The following is an 18,935-nucleotide window of genomic DNA, read 5'->3' as shown; positions in this document are numbered from 1 at the left end:
CGGAAATTCTGTGCCACAGATTGTTTGAACTTTACAACAAAAAATCCGTGTAAGGGGTACAACCCTCTTACACGGATTTTCTTTTTTATCCTACTGCAACAATATTAATCAGTCTTCCCGGAATCGCGATGACTTTTTTCACATCTTTGCCTTCAAGGAGCACTTTCACACTTTCATCTTCTAGTGCAAGCTTCTCAAGTTCATCCTTCGTAACGTCTTTCGATACGACGATTTTCACACGCACTTTACCGTTGATTTGAACAGCCATTTCAATTGTATCATCGACAAGCTTTGATGCGTCAAATGTCGGCCATTTTTCATACGTAATTGTATCAGCATGCCCCAACTTCTCCCATAACTCTTCTGCAAGATGCGGGATAATCGGTGAGATCATTTTGACGAAGCCTTCGACATACTCTTTCGGAATCGAATCGACTTTATAGCCTTCGTTGATGAAGACCATCATCTGAGAAATTGCTGTATTATTGCGCATCCCTTCGAAGTCTTCCGTCACCTTTTTCACTGTTTGATGGTAAACTTTCTCAAGTGATCCACCCGTTTTACCAACAATTTTCGTGCTAAGTGATCCATCTTCATTGACGAATAGGCGCCAAATACGATCTAGGAAACGACGAGCACCGTCAAGACCATTCGTCGTCCATGCTTTTGAACCTTCCAGAGGTCCCATGAACATTTCATAAAGGCGAAGTGAATCGGCTCCGTGCGAATGAACGATATCGTCTGGATTAACTACATTGCCTTTTGATTTCGACATCTTCTCATTACCTTCACCAAGAATCATCCCTTGGTTGAACAACTTTTGGAATGGCTCTTTCGTGTGAACAACTCCGATATCATAAAGCACTTTATGCCAGAATCGTGCGTAAAGCAGATGTAGAACCGCATGCTCTGCGCCGCCTACGTAGATATCTACTGGTAACCAGCGTTTTGCAAGTTCCGGATTGATAAGCATTTCATCGTTATCAGGATCGATATAACGCAAGTAATACCAGCAGCTGCCCGCCCATTGTGGCATCGTGTTTGTTTCGCGACGACCTTTCATCCCTGTTTCTGGATGAGTCACATTTATCCATTCCTCGATATTTGCAAGTGGCGACTCGCCCGTTCCGCTTGGTTTGATATTATCCGTTACCGGTAATACAAGCGGTAAATCTGCTTCATCAACAGGCGTCATTGTGCCATCTTCCCAATGGATAATTGGAATCGGCTCGCCCCAGTAGCGTTGTCTTGAGAACAACCAGTCACGAAGACGGAATGTAACTTTCTTATCGCCTTTGCCTTTTTCAACAAACCATGCAATTGCTTTTTCGATTGCTTCCTCTTTACCTAAGCCATCAAGGAAACCTGAATTAACGTGTTTTCCATCTCCAACATATGCTTCTTCGGAAACGTCGCCACCTGCTACAACTTCAATGATCGGCAGGTCAAATTCTTTTGCAAACTCATAGTCACGCTCATCATGTGCCGGAACCGCCATGATCGCGCCTGTTCCGTAAGTAGCAAGAACATAGTCTGCAATCCAAATTGGCATCTTTTCGCCGCTTGCAGGATTAATTGCGTAAGCTCCCGTAAAGACACCCGTCTTCTCTTTTGCAAGATCCGTGCGTTCAAGATCACTCTTCATTTTGACTTCGTTTAGGTATTTTTCAACTGCATCCTTTTGTTCGGCAGTCGTCACTTTTTCGACGAGTTTTAATTCAGGTGCAAGGACTGCATACGTCGCTCCAAAAATCGTATCCGGACGTGTTGTGAATGCTTCAAACGACAGATCTGTTCCGTCGATTTCAAACGTCAGCTGTGCCCCTTCAGAACGACCAATCCAGTTACGCTGCATATCTTTCAAGCTTTCCGGCCAATCAAGTTCATCAAGATCCTCAAGTAAGCGATCTGCATAATTTGTAATACGCAGTACCCATTGGCGCATTGGACGGCGCTCAACCGGATGGCCGCCGCGTTCTGACTTGCCGTCGATTACTTCTTCATTCGCAAGAACCGTACCAAGTGCTGGGCACCAGTTCACAGCAACTTCGTCAACGTAAGCTAAGCCTTTATTGTAAAGTTGGATGAAAATCCATTGCGTCCATTTGTAATAAGATGGATCTGTCGTATTAATTTCACGGTCCCAGTCATACGAAAAACCAAGATCATTCATTTGACGCTTGAACGTTGCGATATTTTTAGCTGTGAATTCGACAGGATCATTTCCTGTATCAAGCGCGTATTGCTCTGCTGGAAGACCAAATGCATCCCAGCCCATCGGATGCAGGACGTTATAACCTTGCTTCCGTTTGAATGAACTCAAAATATCTGTCGCGATATAGCCAAGTGGATGCCCCACGTGAAGTCCAGCACCTGACGGATAAGGGAACATATCAAGCGCAAAAAACTTCGGTTTTGACGGATCATCCATCATTTTGTATGTTTTATTGTCTTTCCAGTATTGTTGCCACTTCTTCTCAATTTGACCGTGATTATAACTCATTTATAATTCCTCCTATTCAAATTTGTGACATCCGCCGGAGGCTTTATTTTGATTGAACCTGTGCATGAACACCGGCTGAATCAAAATAAAAAACTCCCGTCCCTTAAAAAAATAAGGGACGAGAGTCGTATAATTCCCGCGGTGCCACCCAAATTGACGGCAGAACCGCCCAACTTGACTCCTTAACGCGGAAAAACGGCACGGGTTAGTCGTACATAATTCACCAATGCAGGCTCCAAGGCGAGTTCATCTCTGTCGTACAGGCTTCCACCAACCGCCTGCTCTCTAAAATCGACAGCAAAGATTACTATTCCTCATCAATGCCAAAGCTATTGCTATTAGTTTACCCGAATCATGTCATTTTAACAACAATCATTTTACGTCTTCAATAACGTCCTTAACAATTAGCACTGCCTCCGTCGAATCGATGACTTCTTGAATAGTGAAACCTTCAAAGACTTCTTTCAATTCAAGTCCTTCAGGTGTCACGTCAATTAATGCACGTTCTGTAATGATTTTGTGAACGACCGCTTTCCCTGTTAACGGAAGTGAACATTCTTTCTTAATCTTCGCAGAGCCGTCTTTCGCAACGTGATCCATAATGACGATAATTTTTCGCGCGCCATGAACTAGGTCCATCGCTCCACCCATTCCTTTGATCATCTTGCCCGGAATCATCCAGTTAGCTAAATCACCTTTTTCAGACACTTCCATCGCGCCAAGTATGGCAACGTCGACATGTCCTCCGCGAATCATCGCGAACGATTCAGCACTGTTAAAGTATGCCGAACCCGGGATAGAGGTGACCGTTTCTTTTCCAGCATTAATGAGATCTGGATCGACTTCATCAGCAGTCGGATAAGGCCCAATGCCCAACAATCCATTTTCTGATTGGAGTACGACTGTTTTATCAGGCGATATATAGTTAGCTACGAGCGTTGGCATACCAATTCCAAGATTGACGTAGTTACCGTCTTCGATTTCCTTTTCAGCCCGTCTTGCGATTCTTTCCCTTACATTCACTTCTCCCATATCACAATTCCCCTTTCCTTAGCGAGTCGTCAGACGCTCAATTCGTTTCTCTTGTTGCGCCTTTAGAAGTCCTTGCACATAAATGCTTGGTGTATGAATAGTCATTGGATCAAGATCACCCGTTTCGACGATTTCCTCCACTTCTGCAATTGTGAATTTCCCTGCAGCCGCCATCATCGGATTGAAATTTTGTGCTGTTTTATTATAAATTAAATTGCCGAATTTATCGGCTTTTGCTGCACGAATAAGTGAGAAATCTGCATGAAGCGCTTCTTCCAGAACGTACTCTTTACCGTCAAATATGCGGATTTCTTTCCCTTCCGCGACGAGCGTTCCAACACCGGCCGGCGTGAAAAATGCCGGTATACCAGCTCCGCCTGCACGTATCTTTTCAGCAAGTGTTCCCTGAGGCGTTAACTCGACTTCAATTTCACCCGATAGCACCTGGCGTTCGAATTCTTTATTCTCACCAACATATGAGCCTATCATTTTCTTAATCTGTTTATTTTTCAACAGAAGTCCAAGTCCCCACTCATCGACTCCACAGTTATTCGAAATAACTGTTAAGTCTTTCACACCTTTTTCAACAAGTGCTAAAATGAGTTGTTCCGGAATTCCTACTAGCCCAAATCCCCCAACCATTAACGTTGCACCATCTTTAATCTGTGCAACCGCCTCTTTTGCTGATGAATAAATCGGTTTCATTTTACATCCCCCTTTGAATCATTCGGAAGTCACGTAATAATCCTTCACCTCAATTAAATCAAACTCTACCGAATGTTGCAACGATAGTAGTGTATAGAAAAAAAACGGAAAGCCTATAAGTGGCTTTCCGATTGATGATTAGCTTTTTTAATAGGCCGATCGTACAGTAAACTGGTGATGATTGGGATAATCATAAATGCCGTCAAAATGAATAGCATCACTTGCATACCGTATTGGTCAGCCAGAATTCCTCCAATGAATGGTCCAAACATCCGACCCATTGTCGCGAAGGAATTGACAATTCCCTGATAAAATCCTTCTCTTCCTTTAGGCGAAAGCTGGCTCGCAATGGTTGGTACAGCTGGCCACACAAACATTTCTCCAAATGTCACAATCACCATTGCGACGATGAACATTGTAAATGATGCTGCAAAACTAACTACGATATAAGAAATACTAAAAATGACAATCCCGATAAGCATTTGTGTTTTTATCTTATTTTCCAGCCTGGAGATGACAGGCTTAATGATTGGCTGTCCTATTACAATCAACAGACCGTTTATCGTCCATAATAAACTATATTCTTTCAATGAAATACCAAGTGATAATGAATGCGTAGAAATTGTCGTCATCCACTGGGAATAGACGAGCCACATAATCAAATAACCACCTGAAATGATAAGTAGCGCATAAAACGGTGCTTTTTGACGAATTTTTTTATTCTCTTTAATGACACTTGTATGACGATCAGGCGCAATTTCAAGTTTGCGATAACCAAAGAAAGCGATAAAGAAAAAGATGACATAAAACACTAAGTTCGCAGGAAATATATAGTCGATACTAACAGATGCGACAAGCCCTGCTAAGGCTGGCCCAATCGCCACACCGACGTTTTGAGCAAGGTAAATCGAATTGAAGGCTTTCCTGCCGCCCTCCGGCCATAGCGTTGCGACCATGGCATACATACTCGGAAAAATTAGGCCTCCACTGAAACCTAGAAGTGTCAAAAACCAGATGTAAGGTTGCCAGTCATGCCAAAATACAAGACCCACAAGACCGATGATTGAAATAATAATTCCAGCCATGATAGACTTGAATCCGCCTATCCGGTCAAATAAATAACCGCCAAGCAAGTTGCCCACGACACCCGCTCCTGCATTCGCCATTAGGACAAGTCCAGCGACAGAAAGCGATTTCCCTAAATAATCGTGCATATAGATTGTATTAAGCGGCCACAGAAACGAGTTGCCCATAACGTTGATAAACATTCCAATTACGAGAAGCCATACTTTTTTAGGCATACCGTCCGTCTCCGTCCATATCTAAAGTTAGTAAAAGTGTATGACTTTTTCTACATTCGGACAAGACAAATAAAATAAGTTCCATAATTCAGATGATGCTAGCGCGGAAAAACATGATACAATTAGCTGTTAGAGGAGTGAATAAAGTGGATAAATTAAACTTACCTTTCCCTACTGAAGGGAAACGCTATCATACATGGTCACGTCACTTAAAAGACGAATTTGGATTCAAAGTAATGAAAGTTGCACTTGACGCTGGATTTGATTGCCCAAACAGGGATGGTACTGTTGCTTTCGGCGGCTGTACATTTTGTAGCGTTGCAGGATCCGGTGATTTCGCCGGCGACCGCGTCGATCCGATTGACGTCCAATTTGCAGAAATCAGCGAAAGAATGCATAAGAAATGGAAAGACGGCAAATACATGGCCTATTTCCAAGCTTACACAAATACGCATGCACCTCTTCCAAAGTTAAAAGAAAAATTCGAAGCGGCATTAGCGCAAGAAGGCGTTGTTGCATTGTCAATCGCAACTCGTCCAGACTGCTTGCCTGACGATGTCGTTGAGTATTTAGCTGAGCTAAATGAACGGACTTATTTATGGGTTGAACTTGGTCTGCAAACCGTTCACGAAAAAACAGCCAATCTTGTTAACCGGGCCCATGATTTCAAATCCTATGTTGAAGGCGTCGAGAAACTGCGCAAACACGGTATTCGGGTCTGCACACACATCATCAACGGCTTACCACTTGAGGATTATGACATGATGATGGAAACGGCACGTGAAGTTGCAAAACTCGATGTTCAAGGCATCAAAATCCATCTTCTTCATCTACTAAAAGGAACGCCAATGGTGAAACAATACGAAAAAGGCCAACTTGAATTCCTAGAAAAACAGGAATACATTGATCTCGTTGCTGATCAGCTTGAAATTCTTCCACCTGAAATGATTGTCCACCGCATTACAGGCGATGGTCCAATTGAATTAATGATTGGCCCAATGTGGAGTGTCACGAAATGGGAAGTGTTGAACGGCATTGACAAAGAACTCGAATGCCGGAACAGCTGGCAAGGGAAACATTATGCAGGGGCGGTCGAATTGATTTGAAGCTGCATCGCATCCTTCCTTTTGCAAGACAATTATTTAGTGAAACAGTCAATGCTGGTGAAACTGTTGTTGATGCAACAACAGGCAACGGAAACGACACACTCTTTTTAGCTGATCTTGTCGGTGAAAATGGACATGTCCTAGCATTCGATATTCAGCAGGCAGCACTCGACGCAACAGCGGAGCGACTAGGTGATTTAAGCGAACGCGTGTCACTTATATTAGATAGTCATTCAAACGTCGAAAAGTATGTCAACGGACAAATTGGCTGTGCAGTTTTCAACCTCGGTTACTTGCCGCATAGTGAAGATTTGTCGATTGTTACAAAAGCCGATTCAACAATCAAAGCAATCCATACAATGCTTGGTTTACTAAAAAAAGGCGGGATCATCGCAGTTTCTGTCTATGATGGACATGAAGGCGGCGGAGAAGAACGGGATGCGCTTCTGGCTTATGTAAAAAATCTTCATCAAGCCGATGTCCATGTCATTCGTTATGAAATGATCAATCAGCGAAACAACCCCCCATTCTTGATAGCGATGGAAAAAATGAAAGATTTTACAGCAGTTAAACAAGTTGAATAAATAGAAAAAGGTTGCACGATTGGAAATTAATCGTAGGCAACCTTTTTGGTTGTTATTTTGTTAGTATTTGATTGGTCTTGTAGCGTATATGGTTGGTACGATATGGTATATGGTCGGTCAGGCAACTTATACGGTCCGTACGCTATGGTGTATGAACGGTTGGACTACTTATACGGTCGCTCCGAACTTCACCATCAAAAATTCCGCAAATCAGCAATCGGCCCTGTTGTTTTGAAATCTACATGCGCCATAAATTCAATCAATTGCCCAGCAGTTTGTTCCGCACTGCTTAACAACCCTTTATCCTTATAATCAATAAAGCGGTCAAGGAGCGGAAATGCCTCCTCTTTACTTCCGCGTATAGTTTTCTGCATATCGGTATCTATAATACCCGGCGCGATAGAAACGATTTCTACTGGGTAATCTACATGTTCCTGCTCAAGCGCGACAACCCGTGAAAAATGATCGAGCCCAGCTTTTGTTGTACAATATGTTCCCCAACCTTCGTATGCATTGCGACCTGCTCCAGAAGAGATGTTGACGATTCGCTTCAGCCCTCGGAATTTTTTCAAAGCCGAAATAAATGCATTGGATAATATCATTGGTGCCGTCAAATTCACCGCAATTGCTTTTTTCATTTCCTTTGCATGGACACTCCCCATTAATCCAATAGGTTTAACCATTGCGGCGTTATTAATAAGTGTGAATGACATCGCTTCTTGTGGGGCAGCCGCGATTATTTCATCCATAAGCGCTTCAAGTTTCTCCGTTTCCAAAAGATCGGCTCGAATGAATTTTACGCTATCAAGTTCGCTTGACGTGCGTGCGATTCCAATAACGAAATGCCCCTCAACGCGTAGCTGCTTTGCAAGTTCAAACCCAATACCTTTAGAAGCACCTGTAATAATATAGACGTTCATTTAACTTCCCCCCCTACTAGTTTTCACTATTTTTTAATACCCCTAAATAAATCAGAGGTACTCACATCTTCCCCCTAACACCAATATATATCATAGAATTGACTGGGGCACATTCACCCAGTCAATTCTGACACAATTTAACCGACTAAAAAGCCAACTTCCCGAAGGTGAGTTGGCTGCTATTTGTATGTTAGATTGCAATAACACCAATTGCTACGGCGATTGCCAACAAAACAATACTGAAACCCCACATCATCATGAACGAATAACGGATATGGCGTCCCATTTCGAGACCTGCCAATCCTAGCGCTAGCCAAAGAGCCGGCGATAAAGGACTGACAAACGTTCCAATAATATTTCCAATGATCATAGCATAAGCGACAGATAAGGAAGATACGCCAAAACCGGTTACAACCTGATCGACAATCGGAAGCAGTGCAAAGTAATAAGCATCCGTGCTTAGAAGTAAATCGAATGGAACTCCGAACACGCCTATTATAATATGTAAATAAGGAATGATGAATGCCGGAAGAATTGTCACGAGATCTTTTGCGATTGAATTCAACATATCCGTGCCATTCAGAATACCTAAAAATGAACCTGCAGCCAGAATGATTGTTGCCATCAGAAGCGCACTCGGTGCGTGATCTTTTATACGTGCCATCTGGTCCTGAATATTAGGGTAGTTAATAGGTAAAGCGATACTGACCCCAATCATAAATGCAAAGCCTGCTGGAATTACACCCCAAACTAGAACACCAATTACACTGATTGCCAATACGGTGTTTATCCAATAGAGTTTCGGACGACTTACTACTTTTTCTGTCACTGAATCTTGGTTTTGATTGACATCTAATGATGAATCTAATACATCATCGGCAGATATGGGTCCTTCTCCTGCTAAGGCGAGTTTTGCAATACGGCGTTTTTCGCGAATACCCAAGAGCACTGCAAGTACAACTAATAACACTAGACCGATAATTTGTATTTTAATGAGCGGCCTCCATAATTCCGTGACATCCATATCGAGCACTGCCGCAGTTCTGCCTAGCGGACCTCCCCATGGAACCATGTTCATGATACTCGCACTCGTCCCGACCAGCATCAGCAATAAATATGGGTTCATCTTCAACTTTTTATATAACGGAAGCAAGGCGGGTATCGTAATTAGAAACGTTGAAGCTCCAGAACCATCCAATTGGGCGATTGCGGCGATGACGACCGTTCCGACAGCAACCGCAATTACATTCCCGCGACTGATCGAAATCATCTTATTAATTAGAGGATCAAATACTCCGACATCTTGCATGATACCGAAGAAGAGTATCGCAAAAATGAACATGACAGCGACACTGAATACCGACTGTGTTCCGCTTGTGAAAAATTCACCAATTTGTTCAAAGTTGAATCCTGCAATGAACGCTCCTGCAATAGGAACGAGTACAAGTCCCACAATCGGTGAAACTTTTCCGCTGATGAGCAGTAGAACAATAATAAGAATCGTAACTAAACCAATAATACTTAGCATAATGTCTCCCTTCTAGTAAACAGCTGTTTACTAACGAAAAGGAAGGTCTTTAAATGTAAGCGGATACAACTTTTTCCGAATGATAGAAAGATTGTTTCGGCACATAAAGTAAACCCTCTCATTTTCAAATTTTTCTATACTCAGAAATTTACCACAAAGGAGATGATTGCATAAGTTTATGTATGTAAAAACACTAGTAATCGTTCTGTTCTTTTTGCTCATTTTGTCCACGGTGTGTATTTACGCTCGGGCCGACCGATGTCTCCGTAGTTAAGTTGTGCTCCCGCTTTTTTTACCGACACAAGATATTCCAAATAGCGTCGGGCTGTAGAGCGGCTTACCCCTACTTTATTGCCAGCCTCCATTGCGGTCATCCCTGATTTTCCGCCTGTCTGTAAAGCGGCATTTATTTTATCCAAAGTAATTTGATCGATCCCTTTTGGCAATATCTCTTCCGAAACAGTCCGCGAACCTGATACTGTTTGCAAACCGGTCAGCCGGTCGATTTCATCTTGTCCAAGCTCCTCCTTTGACATCAAAAAGGCGCGCTGATCCCTGAATCTTATCAACGTCTGCTCAAACCGGGCAAAATCTGAAGGTTTCACGATGTAATCGAAAATGCCGCCACGTAATGCTTCCGTAATTGTCCCCACTTCCCTGGCCGCAGTCACCATGATGACGTCAATTTCATTAAACTCTTTCCGTAATTGCCAAAACAGGCCCAATCCTTCCGTATCTGGTATATAGACGTCCAACAATATGAGATGGGGTCCTCCAGTGCTGTTATTCCGCAGATAGGCTAACGCATCTTCGCCGGTTTTAACCACTTCCAGTGCCATAAATCCAGTCACCCGATCAACAAACTGACGATTGATTTCAGCGATTCTAAAATCGTCCTCTATAATTAATACACGTATCATTTCACTCATTTTCCTGTCCTCCTTCTTACATGTCCTTCGGGATAGAAATAACAAAACAAGCCCCGCCAAGTTCACTTTCCTCTAAATAGAGAGCGCCACCCACTTCGGCAATTTGCCGCTTCGTCAAAGCAAGTCCAAAGCCGCGATTCATGCCCGCTTTGGAAGAATATCCTTGTTCAAATATTTTCCGGACCAGGTCTATATGAATTCCAACGCCTGAATCCTCGATTTCAAAAATGATTTCATCTCCTATATCAGTGAAAAATATCGATATTTTCCGGTTTGAGGTGGGTTTCATTTTCACCGCATCCATCGCGTTATCAATCAAGTTTCCAATACCGGTCAATAGTGCTTCGCCCTTCTTTTCAGAAACGTTATTTTTCAATACACTATCCGGATGAATCGTTAACTCAATTCCTGATTCATTCGCTTGATTCAATTTCCCCAATAAAATCCCGCTAACTAACGGATCCGACACTTTGCCTATTAATACGCGAATCCAGTTTTTTTGCAGGTTACTTTCTTTTTGAATATAATCAATAACTTCCTCTTTCTTGCCTAGTTGCAGTGAGCCTAAAATCATGTATAACTTATTTGAAAATTCATGGGTTTGGGCTCTTAATGCATCTGCATATAATTTAACCCGTGTCAGTTCCTTCGTTAACAACTCAATTTCAGTCTTATTCCGAAAAGTGGAGACCGTCCCCATAAACGTCTGTTCAAAATAAATGGGAACCGTGTTTACAAAAACAATGTTCTTGCCAATCACCATCTCCTTATCCGAAAGCCCATTTACATCGGTCAATAATTCTGATAAATGGACGATTGGGGATACTTCTTGTATCATTTTTCCTATGTAATAATCGGACGCAAGTTGTTTATCGAATAATAATCGTTGAGCGGCGGAATTCATCATCGTAATCATTCCATTTGGATTTAATGCAACAATCCCTTCATGCGTCGACTGAAGAATTGTTTCTTTCTGGAATAATAAATGCGAAATTTCCTCAGGCTCCATTCCAAATAACACTTTTTTAATATACGCTGCAATAATTACCGCTCCCAGGATTGCAAATCCTGTAATAAGTACAAGGACAAGCCATAATTGGTGATTGTAGTTTCGGCTTATACTTTGTATATTGTCGGCTAAAAAACCGACAGAAACGACACCGACGATGTTACCTTCCAAGTATACCGGCACTTTCGCCCTTAGCGAACTACCTAAAGACCCAACCGCTTTCGAGACGTATGATTCGCCATATATTAACGCCCTCTCGTTATCCTCACCAATCATTTTTCTACCGATATGATCCGCTTTCGGGTGGGCATACCTGATCTCTTCCATGTTTCCGATGACAATGAACTGAGCGCCAGTGCCTCTTGAATCGGCGCAATGATCGGGTCGATTATAGAAGCGGGGTCGTCATCCTCAAATGCTTTTGCCAATTCCGGAATACGCGCTACACTTTCGGCAACGCTAAGTGCCCGCTCCCCCATTTGAGTTTCCAACGTATCAGACATGAAAAATCCGACGAAAAGACCCATTACTAAGACGATTGCAATGATTAAAATGCCAATGAGAAGAATCATTTTCATTTTTAAATTAACTGTTACGTCAGGTTTGATATGAGGATTGTTGATGTCACTTTTTTGAAAGTTAATCATAGTGAATTTCTCCTTCGATTGAATGTGTATATAAACTCGAAATATAGCAGACTCAAGTGTGAATAGCAATGTGCTAATTATGTATTGCAAAATTGTGTTTTATGAATCCCTTAGTTCAATTAAAAAAGCTTACCCAATCTTCTGGGCAAGCTTTGATAGTTATTATTCGATTATTGTTATTTTCACTTTCTTACGCCCCCACTTATAAGCCCCACTCTTCGAAGGGATAAACACATCAATCTTGTTTCCTTTAATAGCACCTCCAGTATCAGCCGCAATCGCATATCCGTAGCCCTCTACATGCACTTTCGTTCCAAGTTTGATGACATTTGGATCGACAGCGATTACTTTTAGTTCCGAGTTTACTCTTAAGTTTATGCCCGTTTTTGTGATACCAGAACAACCGTTACAATACGCTGTATATGCAGTTGCCGTGACGGTAAATTCTTTGACGTCGTTCGTAGTTGTTGACCGTGATACAGTTTTTGCAGGAGGCTTATCGGCTGTTGTAGCTACTTTCTTAGATTTTTTAGCGTTTGAAACGATACTAAGTTTTTGATTTGGGTGAATGATATCTGATTTCAAATTATTCCACGACTTCAATTTCGCTACTGTTGTATTATGCATTTGAGAAATTTTGTATAATGTATCGCCTTTTTTAACTTTATACGTTGAAGATGAAGCGAAACCCTCATTAGCTCCGCTGATCAATAAGGCAATCGTCAGGATTAGTGTCAAAAATATGTTTTTCATTTACTCGTCTCCTTGTATTTTATTCTCAGGAGACAGCTTGCCCAAGTTGTATGACAAGAACATTACAACGAGTTGTCTTTTTCATTACAAAGAATCAGCATATTTTTTGGTACTCTCTTACTGTAAGTAGGTACACAAAAAGCGCCAACTCTCCAATTGGAAAGCCAACGCTTTATTATTTAATTCAATATTTTTATCGTCACATTTTTACGGCCCCATTTATACGCTTCCCCTTTTGTGGGGAAAAACACGTCAATCTTGTTTCCTTTGATTGCGCCTCCCGTATCACCAGCGATTGCATATCCGTAGCCTTCCACATATACCTTCGTTCCAAGTTTAATGACACTTGGATCGACAGCGATGACTTTCACTCCCGGGTTAGTTTTTAGATTAATACCTGTTTTCGTTATACCTGAACAACCATTACAGCTCGCTGTAAATGCACTGGCCGACACGGTGAATTCTTTGACTACATTGTCGGAGTCAGACCGAGACGGCGTTTTAGCAACTGATTTAACTGTTTTTTTCGTTTCAGGTGCTTTTTTTACTACCTTTGCTCCAGAAGAGACTTTCAGCTTCTTATTCGGATGAATTATGTTTGACTTCAAGTTATTCCATGACTTTAAATTAGATACGGATACGTTATGCATCTTCGCGATTTTGTATAACGAATCGCCCTTCTTCACTGTGTAATTTGGCGATGCTGCCCAGCTCTCATTTGCGCCGCTGACCAATAATGCAATCGTAAGAATGAGTGTCATTAATAATTTTCTCAATTACTCTACTCCCTGCTATTTAGTCTATACTTATAATAGCAACCTACTGTTACAAGAACATTACAGAAAGCCGTCTTTACCATTACAATCAGGATGTGTATTATTACATGCAAAGAGGTGTCTGTAATGAAGGCGATAACTATTCGTAGAGCGACAAGAAACGACGCTACAGCTATAACTGACATACTTGTAGCGAGTCAATGGTTTACATACGAGAAACTTTATTCTGTAGACTACATCACTAAACTGATTGGTCAATATTACAGCGTGCAACGTATTGAGCAGGAAATCGTCTCTATTAATGAAGAATGGCACGGTTATTTCATAGCTGAGACAGATGGAAAAATCGTCGGGGCTATTGGCGGCGGAATGACGAGTAAAACGGCGGGAGAAGTATATGTCTTCTATTTAGACCCCTTAATGCGCGGAATGGGTATTGGCACACGACTTCTTGACTTCTTTACTAAAATACAGAAATATACGTATGGCGCACATGAACAATGGGTTTCCGTCGCCAAAGGCAATGATTATGGCATCCCCTTTTACGAGGCGCGCGGATTCATCTTCCAGCATGAAGAATTTGCATACGGAACTTCTAAAGAAGACCAGGATATATCACTGAAATATAAGCGTGACATTAATTAAAGTAAGGTGGATTTAATGACTTCAATTTTAGGTTATATCACAGAAATGATTCCTTATTTATTCGTTGCTTTGCCCATTATTATCATTTTTCGTATCATTTACAATAAAATACGTGGCTACGAGAAACTTCATGTCTACCATGAAATCGGTGTTGTCATCTTTCTATTATTCATGACAGCGTTATTTTCACAAACGATCCTGACGTTTCTCTATACGGGACCCGTCGTTACACGCTCTTTTTCGAATGTAAATCTAATTCCGTTCAGAGTTTTTCAAGATAACTATTATGCCATTACAGAATTGAATTTCTGGCAGCCATTTATAATAAACTTTTTAGGTAACATATGCATTTTCATGCCCATCGGCTTTATGATTCCTTTAGTATGGAGTAGATTCAATCGATTTTGGAAAGTTTCTTTGATTGGTTTAAGCATTTCACTTTTCATTGAAATAACGCAATTATCCCAAGCAAGAAGTAGTGATATTGATGATTTATGGTTAAATACAGTAGGAAGTATGATTGGCTACTGCGTGTATGTTGTCATGAAAAAACACTTCCCGAAGGTGAACCATTTGTTTAAAAAGAAAAAATTCCGCTCGTAATATATTGCATATCTTTCAACTGGTCTTACTTTATTGTATACTAGAGCAATAATGACTTATACAGGATGGTGATTCATAGTGCCGGTACCTACAGATCATGCGAAGCCGCTTCGAGTTTCCGCAAAGGAAAATGCATTTAACCAACTCCAGCAATGGATTATAGATGGTACATTACATCCAGGTGAGAAGTTAAACGATACAGAACTAGCCGGGGCGCTCGGAGTTAGCAGGACACCTATTCGTGAATCGTTGCAACTTCTCGAAGTGCAAGGGTTCGTGAAGATGTATCCCGGGAAAGCGACACAAGTAACAGAAGTGGATAAAGAATCTATAACAGATCTTCTCCCCCCACTAGCAGCGCTGCAAGCTTTATCCGCAGAGCTTGCGATCCCGCAACTTACAGAAGATACGATTGCCTTACTTGAAAGTACGAATAGAAGATTTGCTCACGCAGTCTATACAGAAGATTATTTTTCTGCTTTGAAAATCGACGAGGAATTCCATCAGATTATCGTTGATGTAGCGCACAATCCATACATCATATCCATGGTTGCATCACTTCAAGCGCATGTTAGAAGATTGTTCTTCCATAACTCGATTATTTTGACTGAAAAATCGATTGATGAGCATGATAAAATTATAACGTTAATGAAAAATCGTGATGAAGCGAACGTATCCGCTATTATGCGTGGAAATTGGCTCCGTGCGATTGAAGAATTCCATTCATTATCAACTAACTGAAAGCGAAAAGCCGGTTGCCTCGAAAATGAGGAAGCCGGCTTTTGGTTTAGATCATTCAAGACTTCGGTAAAACTTATTTCATAGTAGCATCTTTGTGACGAATAATCTGTCGAATGTAGAGGGCAGCCACCCCCGCAGTCAAAATAGCTCCGATGATGAGCGATACTGTATAGTCTATGTTAAATCCTTCAGGTGCATAGAAAATATACGTACATACTACCCCTGTCATAAATAGAGCCGGTACTCCAGCAATATAATGCGATTTACCTGCTTTCATCAAGAATGAGACGGCTGTCCACAACATGATAGTTGCGGACAGCTGATTCGTCCACCCGACATAACGCCATAAAAATGTGTAGTCAATTGTCGATAAAAAAAACATCGGTACGCCAAGTGCGATTGTAATACCAAAAACGATAACTTTTCTATCAGGATTAACCCATTTCGAAATGGATTCAGTCACAATCATCCGGGAAGAACGGAGAGCAGTATCGCCCGTTGTAATCGGTAAGATAATCACAGCTAGAATAGCCAGGATACCTCCGACTGTTCCTAAAAGCGTAGTGGATATTTCATTGACAACACCTGCAGGTCCCCCAGCCGCCAGAGCAGCCTGTAAACCGCCTGTCCCTCCGAAGAATGTCATTCCCGCAGCAGCCCAGATGAGCGCAATGACGCCTTCTGCAATCATCGCACCGTAGAATATTTTACGACCTTCCGACTCTTTTTTCATCGTCCGGGAAACGATTGGGCTCTGGGTCGAATGAAAGCCTGAAATCGCACCACATGAAATCGTCACCATAAGGAGCGGCCATATCGGTAAGTCTCCTGGATGTAAGTTCTCTAATGTCAGGTTTGGAATCGGCTGACCACCAAAAATGAGGGCTACAGCGATTGCCATCGCCATAAAAATGAGGATAGCGCCAAAAACCGGATAGATTCTACCAATGATTTTATTAATAGGCAAAACTGCAGCTAGTACAAAGTAACCGAATACAAGGATAAGTGCAGCCATAAAGCTAAGCGGTGTAATTTGTGCAATCAGCTGAGCTGGACCCGCGGTGAATGCAGCAGCAACAAGGATCATCAACACGATTGAAATAATCGTGATTGCTTTTTTAGCAAAACTCCCTAAGTATTTACCTACAATTGTCGGAAATTGTGCCCCACCATGTTTCAATGACAGCATTCCCGAAAAGTAATCGTGTACGCCCCCCGCGAAAATACTTCCGAAAACAATCCAGATGAACGCTACTGGTCCATACAGCGCACCCGCAACTGCACCAAAAACTGGTCCTAGTCCCGCAATGTTCAATAATTGGATGAGCCATCCTTTCCACCAACTCATCGGTACATAATCCATACCATCATTCACCGTGTACGCCGGTGTTGCTCTGGCATCATTCACCCCAAACGCTTTTTCAACAACTTTCGAATAAACTGCGTAGCCGGCAAAAAGTACAATCAATGATGCAAAAAACGTTACCATTTACGCTTCCTCCTCTATGTATAAAAGCAATACACAGACTATTATATATTATTAGATATATAAAACAAGTAGAAATGTTATAAAATAATAAACCAATAACTTTTTATTCAACGTACTATTCAATCCATTTACACAAAAAAGAGCTACATCACTTTTCAAAAGGTGATGTAGCTCTACTTTATTATTTCATTAAGTATTCACTGATGACATTTTTAGTAATCGAGCCAATACTCCTGTCACTAGCATGACAGCTAGAACTGGTAATAGCCAACCTAGACCTTCATTATAGAACGGTAATACACGTTGATAAAACGAAACGATTGGTGCCATCCATCCGAAGTAGTCTATTTCAAGTAATTCACAAAGTGTTTTCAAACCATCTATCGAACTGATCATGAATGCGATAGCTGTTGCCGATACGTATACAAGACGCGAGTGGTTAAACAGCGGTGAACAGAACGTAAGCAGTATTAAAACAACAGATAGCGGATAAAGGAACATCAATACAGGAATCGAATACGTAATGATGTTAGACAAGCCAAAGTTTGCCACAACGAAACAGAATGTAGTGAAAATCGTTACGAATATTTTGTAACTGATTTTCGGCATAATCGTATGGAAATACTCTCCGCAAGCCATCATTAACCCTATACTAGTCGTCAAGCATGCGAGAATTATAATGACTGCAAGCATGACGGAACCAAACGCACCGAAATAATACGATGATGCATTACTCAAGACGGGCCCACCCGTGTCAAAAAGTCCGAACAACTGCGTGCTCGTCGCCCCCAAGTATGCAATTCCCAGATAAAGAATTGCAAGGAGCCCCGTTGCAACGGCACCTGTCTTAGCAGTCGCAGCTAAAATAGCTATCTTATTCGTCACACCCATCGAGCGAATGGCATTGATAACGAGAATTCCGAAGACGAGTGATGCAAGTGCATCCATTGTGTTATACCCTTCCGTAAATCCTTTCATGAATGCACCGCTTGCATATGCACCCTGCGGAGATCCAATTGTCCCCATTGGTTTCATGACGACCATTACAAGCAATACGAGAAGTAGAATGATAATCGCTGGTGAAAGAATCTTACCGACACGGTCAACTAGTTTTGCTGGGGTCAGTGCCAGCCACAATGTAACGCCAAAAAATAGCAATGTGAAAATAATTAAAGCAATTTGTGTATATTCTGCACTAATAAATGGAGATATACCGACATCAAAAGCAACTGCACCTGTACGAGGAGCGGCAAAAAATGGTCCGATTGTCAGATATAGAAGTGATGTGAATATTACTGCATAAACCGGGTGGATTCTACTTGCGAGATCTTGTAAATTACGGCTACCTGAGAAGCCTATTGCTAAAATGCCAAGAAACGGAAGCCCTACGCCCGTGATCAAAAAGCCTATAACAGCAAGCCACATATTCGTTCCTGCATATTGTCCGAGCTGTGCAGGAAATATTAGATTTCCCGCTCCAAAAAATAATGCAAATAACATCAAGCCTATAGCAAGATATGATGAAAATGATAATTTCTTTTCCATAGTTCCAGTTCCCCCTTGGTGTGATTGCTTTTACATATATGCAATATATCAGTGAAACTAATATTACTCTTTTTATCTGAAAAACACAATATATTACTGAAAATATTATCATTTTAATA

The 18,935-nt window shown here is 41.6% G+C and carries 18 protein-coding genes and 1 other annotated feature; of the genes, 5 read left to right on the top strand and 13 right to left on the bottom strand.

Going from position 1 to position 18,935, the window contains the following annotated elements; translation table 11 throughout:
- Positions 1–85: 85 nt before the first annotated feature.
- The 4 genes from leuS to H2672_RS05220 form a co-directional block, all read right to left on the bottom strand.
- Positions 86–2,503: a leucine--tRNA ligase gene (gene leuS, locus H2672_RS05235; RefSeq protein ID WP_186669925.1), complete on the bottom strand. Its 2,418-nt coding sequence runs from the start codon at positions 2,501–2,503 to the stop codon at positions 86–88.
- Positions 2,504–2,614: 111 nt separating this feature from the next.
- Positions 2,615–2,833: a binding site (T-box leader), on the bottom strand.
- A 42-nt stretch (positions 2,834–2,875) separates the two neighbouring features.
- A complete protein-coding gene (locus H2672_RS05230; protein ID WP_186669914.1) occupies positions 2,876–3,535 on the bottom strand; it encodes a 3-oxoacid CoA-transferase subunit B in 660 nt (219 codons plus the stop codon).
- Positions 3,536–3,553: 18 nt separating this feature from the next.
- Positions 3,554–4,240: a CoA transferase subunit A gene (locus tag H2672_RS05225; protein WP_186669912.1), complete on the bottom strand. Its 687-nt coding sequence runs from the start codon at positions 4,238–4,240 to the stop codon at positions 3,554–3,556.
- Positions 4,241–4,353: 113 nt separating this feature from the next.
- Positions 4,354–5,541 (bottom strand): MDR family MFS transporter, encoded by a 1,188-nt coding sequence (locus H2672_RS05220; RefSeq protein ID WP_186669910.1) that lies wholly within the window; start codon positions 5,539–5,541, stop codon positions 4,354–4,356.
- 146 nt (positions 5,542–5,687) lie between these two features.
- Between H2672_RS05220 and mnmL the strand changes: the two genes are divergently transcribed.
- Together mnmL and mnmM are read left to right on the top strand one after the other, a co-directional pair.
- Positions 5,688–6,647, top strand: a complete 960-nt coding sequence (gene mnmL, locus H2672_RS05215; RefSeq protein WP_370569608.1) for a tRNA modification radical SAM protein MnmL/YtqA — start codon at positions 5,688–5,690, stop codon at positions 6,645–6,647.
- Positions 6,644–7,231, top strand: coding sequence for a tRNA 5-(aminomethyl)-2-thiouridylate-methyltransferase MnmM (gene mnmM, locus H2672_RS05210; protein WP_186669906.1), 588 nt, complete (start codon positions 6,644–6,646; stop codon positions 7,229–7,231). Before mnmL ends, mnmM begins: the two co-directional genes overlap by 4 nt.
- A gap of 194 nt (positions 7,232–7,425) precedes the next feature.
- Here mnmM and H2672_RS05205 read toward each other — a convergent pair whose 3' ends face one another.
- From H2672_RS05205 to H2672_RS05180, 7 genes are all read right to left on the bottom strand, one after another.
- Positions 7,426–8,151: an SDR family NAD(P)-dependent oxidoreductase gene (locus H2672_RS05205; protein ID WP_186669904.1), complete on the bottom strand. Its 726-nt coding sequence runs from the start codon at positions 8,149–8,151 to the stop codon at positions 7,426–7,428.
- Positions 8,152–8,341: 190 nt separating this feature from the next.
- A complete protein-coding gene (locus H2672_RS05200; protein WP_186669895.1) occupies positions 8,342–9,679 on the bottom strand; it encodes a CitMHS family transporter in 1,338 nt (445 codons plus the stop codon).
- A gap of 218 nt (positions 9,680–9,897) precedes the next feature.
- Positions 9,898–10,599: a response regulator gene (locus tag H2672_RS05195; RefSeq protein ID WP_370569607.1), complete on the bottom strand. Its 702-nt coding sequence runs from the start codon at positions 10,597–10,599 to the stop codon at positions 9,898–9,900.
- Between the two features lie 25 nt (positions 10,600–10,624).
- Positions 10,625–11,944, bottom strand: a complete 1,320-nt coding sequence (locus H2672_RS05190) for an ATP-binding protein (protein ID WP_370569606.1) — start codon at positions 11,942–11,944, stop codon at positions 10,625–10,627.
- Positions 11,890–12,264 carry a hypothetical protein gene (locus H2672_RS19895; RefSeq protein WP_370569605.1) on the bottom strand — a complete coding sequence of 125 codons (375 nt, stop codon included), beginning with the start codon at positions 12,262–12,264 and terminating at the stop codon, positions 11,890–11,892. Before H2672_RS19895 ends, H2672_RS05190 begins: the two co-directional genes overlap by 55 nt.
- Positions 12,265–12,426: 162 nt before the next feature.
- Positions 12,427–13,017, bottom strand: a complete 591-nt coding sequence (locus tag H2672_RS05185) for a 3D domain-containing protein (RefSeq protein ID WP_186669891.1) — start codon at positions 13,015–13,017, stop codon at positions 12,427–12,429.
- A gap of 179 nt (positions 13,018–13,196) precedes the next feature.
- On the bottom strand, positions 13,197–13,793 hold the full coding sequence (locus tag H2672_RS05180; protein WP_255485355.1) for a 3D domain-containing protein: 597 nt from the start codon (positions 13,791–13,793) through the stop codon (positions 13,197–13,199).
- Between the two features lie 126 nt (positions 13,794–13,919).
- On the opposite strand from H2672_RS05180, the gene H2672_RS05175 reads away from it, so the two are divergent.
- The 3 genes from H2672_RS05175 (at position 13,920) to H2672_RS05165 (ending at position 15,782) form a co-directional block, all read left to right on the top strand.
- Entirely contained in the window at positions 13,920–14,438 is a 519-nt protein-coding gene (locus H2672_RS05175; protein WP_186669882.1) for a GNAT family N-acetyltransferase, read from the top strand.
- A 15-nt stretch (positions 14,439–14,453) separates the two neighbouring features.
- Positions 14,454–15,041, top strand: coding sequence for a VanZ family protein (locus tag H2672_RS05170; protein WP_186669880.1), 588 nt, complete (start codon positions 14,454–14,456; stop codon positions 15,039–15,041).
- 78 nt (positions 15,042–15,119) lie between these two features.
- The gene (locus tag H2672_RS05165; RefSeq protein WP_186669878.1) at positions 15,120–15,782 is read left to right on the top strand and encodes a GntR family transcriptional regulator; all 663 of its coding nucleotides are present in this window, start codon (positions 15,120–15,122) and stop codon (positions 15,780–15,782) included.
- 73 nt (positions 15,783–15,855) lie between these two features.
- On the opposite strand, the gene H2672_RS05160 is transcribed toward H2672_RS05165, so the two are convergent.
- Both H2672_RS05160 and brnQ read right to left on the bottom strand, forming a co-directional pair.
- The gene (locus H2672_RS05160; RefSeq protein WP_186669876.1) at positions 15,856–17,271 is read right to left on the bottom strand and encodes a carbon starvation CstA family protein; all 1,416 of its coding nucleotides are present in this window, start codon (positions 17,269–17,271) and stop codon (positions 15,856–15,858) included.
- Positions 17,272–17,460: 189 nt separating this feature from the next.
- The gene (gene brnQ, locus H2672_RS05155) at positions 17,461–18,816 is read right to left on the bottom strand and encodes a branched-chain amino acid transport system II carrier protein (protein WP_186669874.1); all 1,356 of its coding nucleotides are present in this window, start codon (positions 18,814–18,816) and stop codon (positions 17,461–17,463) included.
- Between the last annotated feature and the right edge of the window lie 119 nt (positions 18,817–18,935).

The organism is Sporosarcina sp. BP05 (assembly GCF_014282005.1).
Taxonomy (GTDB): Bacteria; Bacillota; Bacilli; order Bacillales_A; family Planococcaceae; genus Sporosarcina.
The sequence above is the reverse complement of the archived record's forward strand: the minus strand, read 5'-3'. Positions and strand labels throughout refer to the sequence as shown.

Excerpts from the sequence above, each read along its gene's own strand:
- H2672_RS05185 (WP_186669891.1), bottom strand. The coding sequence starts at position 13,017 with ATGAAAAACATATTTTTGACACTAATCCTGACGATTGCCTTATTGATC.
- H2672_RS05205 (WP_186669904.1), bottom strand. The coding sequence starts at position 8,151 with ATGAACGTCTATATTATTACAGGTGCTTCTAAAGGTATTGGGTTTGAA.
- brnQ (WP_186669874.1), bottom strand. The coding sequence starts at position 18,816 with ATGGAAAAGAAATTATCATTTTCATCATATCTTGCTATAGGCTTGATG.
- H2672_RS05220 (WP_186669910.1), bottom strand. The coding sequence starts at position 5,541 with ATGCCTAAAAAAGTATGGCTTCTCGTAATTGGAATGTTTATCAACGTT.
- H2672_RS19895 (WP_370569605.1), bottom strand. The coding sequence starts at position 12,264 with ATGATTAACTTTCAAAAAAGTGACATCAACAATCCTCATATCAAACCT.
- H2672_RS05225 (WP_186669912.1), bottom strand. The coding sequence starts at position 4,240 with ATGAAACCGATTTATTCATCAGCAAAAGAGGCGGTTGCACAGATTAAA.
- leuS (WP_186669925.1), bottom strand. The coding sequence starts at position 2,503 with ATGAGTTATAATCACGGTCAAATTGAGAAGAAGTGGCAACAATACTGG.
- H2672_RS05170 (WP_186669880.1), top strand. The coding sequence starts at position 14,454 with ATGACTTCAATTTTAGGTTATATCACAGAAATGATTCCTTATTTATTC.
- H2672_RS05230 (WP_186669914.1), bottom strand. The coding sequence starts at position 3,535 with ATGGGAGAAGTGAATGTAAGGGAAAGAATCGCAAGACGGGCTGAAAAG.
- H2672_RS05160 (WP_186669876.1), bottom strand. The coding sequence starts at position 17,271 with ATGGTAACGTTTTTTGCATCATTGATTGTACTTTTTGCCGGCTACGCA.
- H2672_RS05195 (WP_370569607.1), bottom strand. The coding sequence starts at position 10,599 with ATGATACGTGTATTAATTATAGAGGACGATTTTAGAATCGCTGAAATC.
- H2672_RS05175 (WP_186669882.1), top strand. The coding sequence starts at position 13,920 with ATGAAGGCGATAACTATTCGTAGAGCGACAAGAAACGACGCTACAGCT.
- H2672_RS05200 (WP_186669895.1), bottom strand. The coding sequence starts at position 9,679 with ATGCTAAGTATTATTGGTTTAGTTACGATTCTTATTATTGTTCTACTG.
- H2672_RS05190 (WP_370569606.1), bottom strand. The coding sequence starts at position 11,944 with ATGGAAGAGATCAGGTATGCCCACCCGAAAGCGGATCATATCGGTAGA.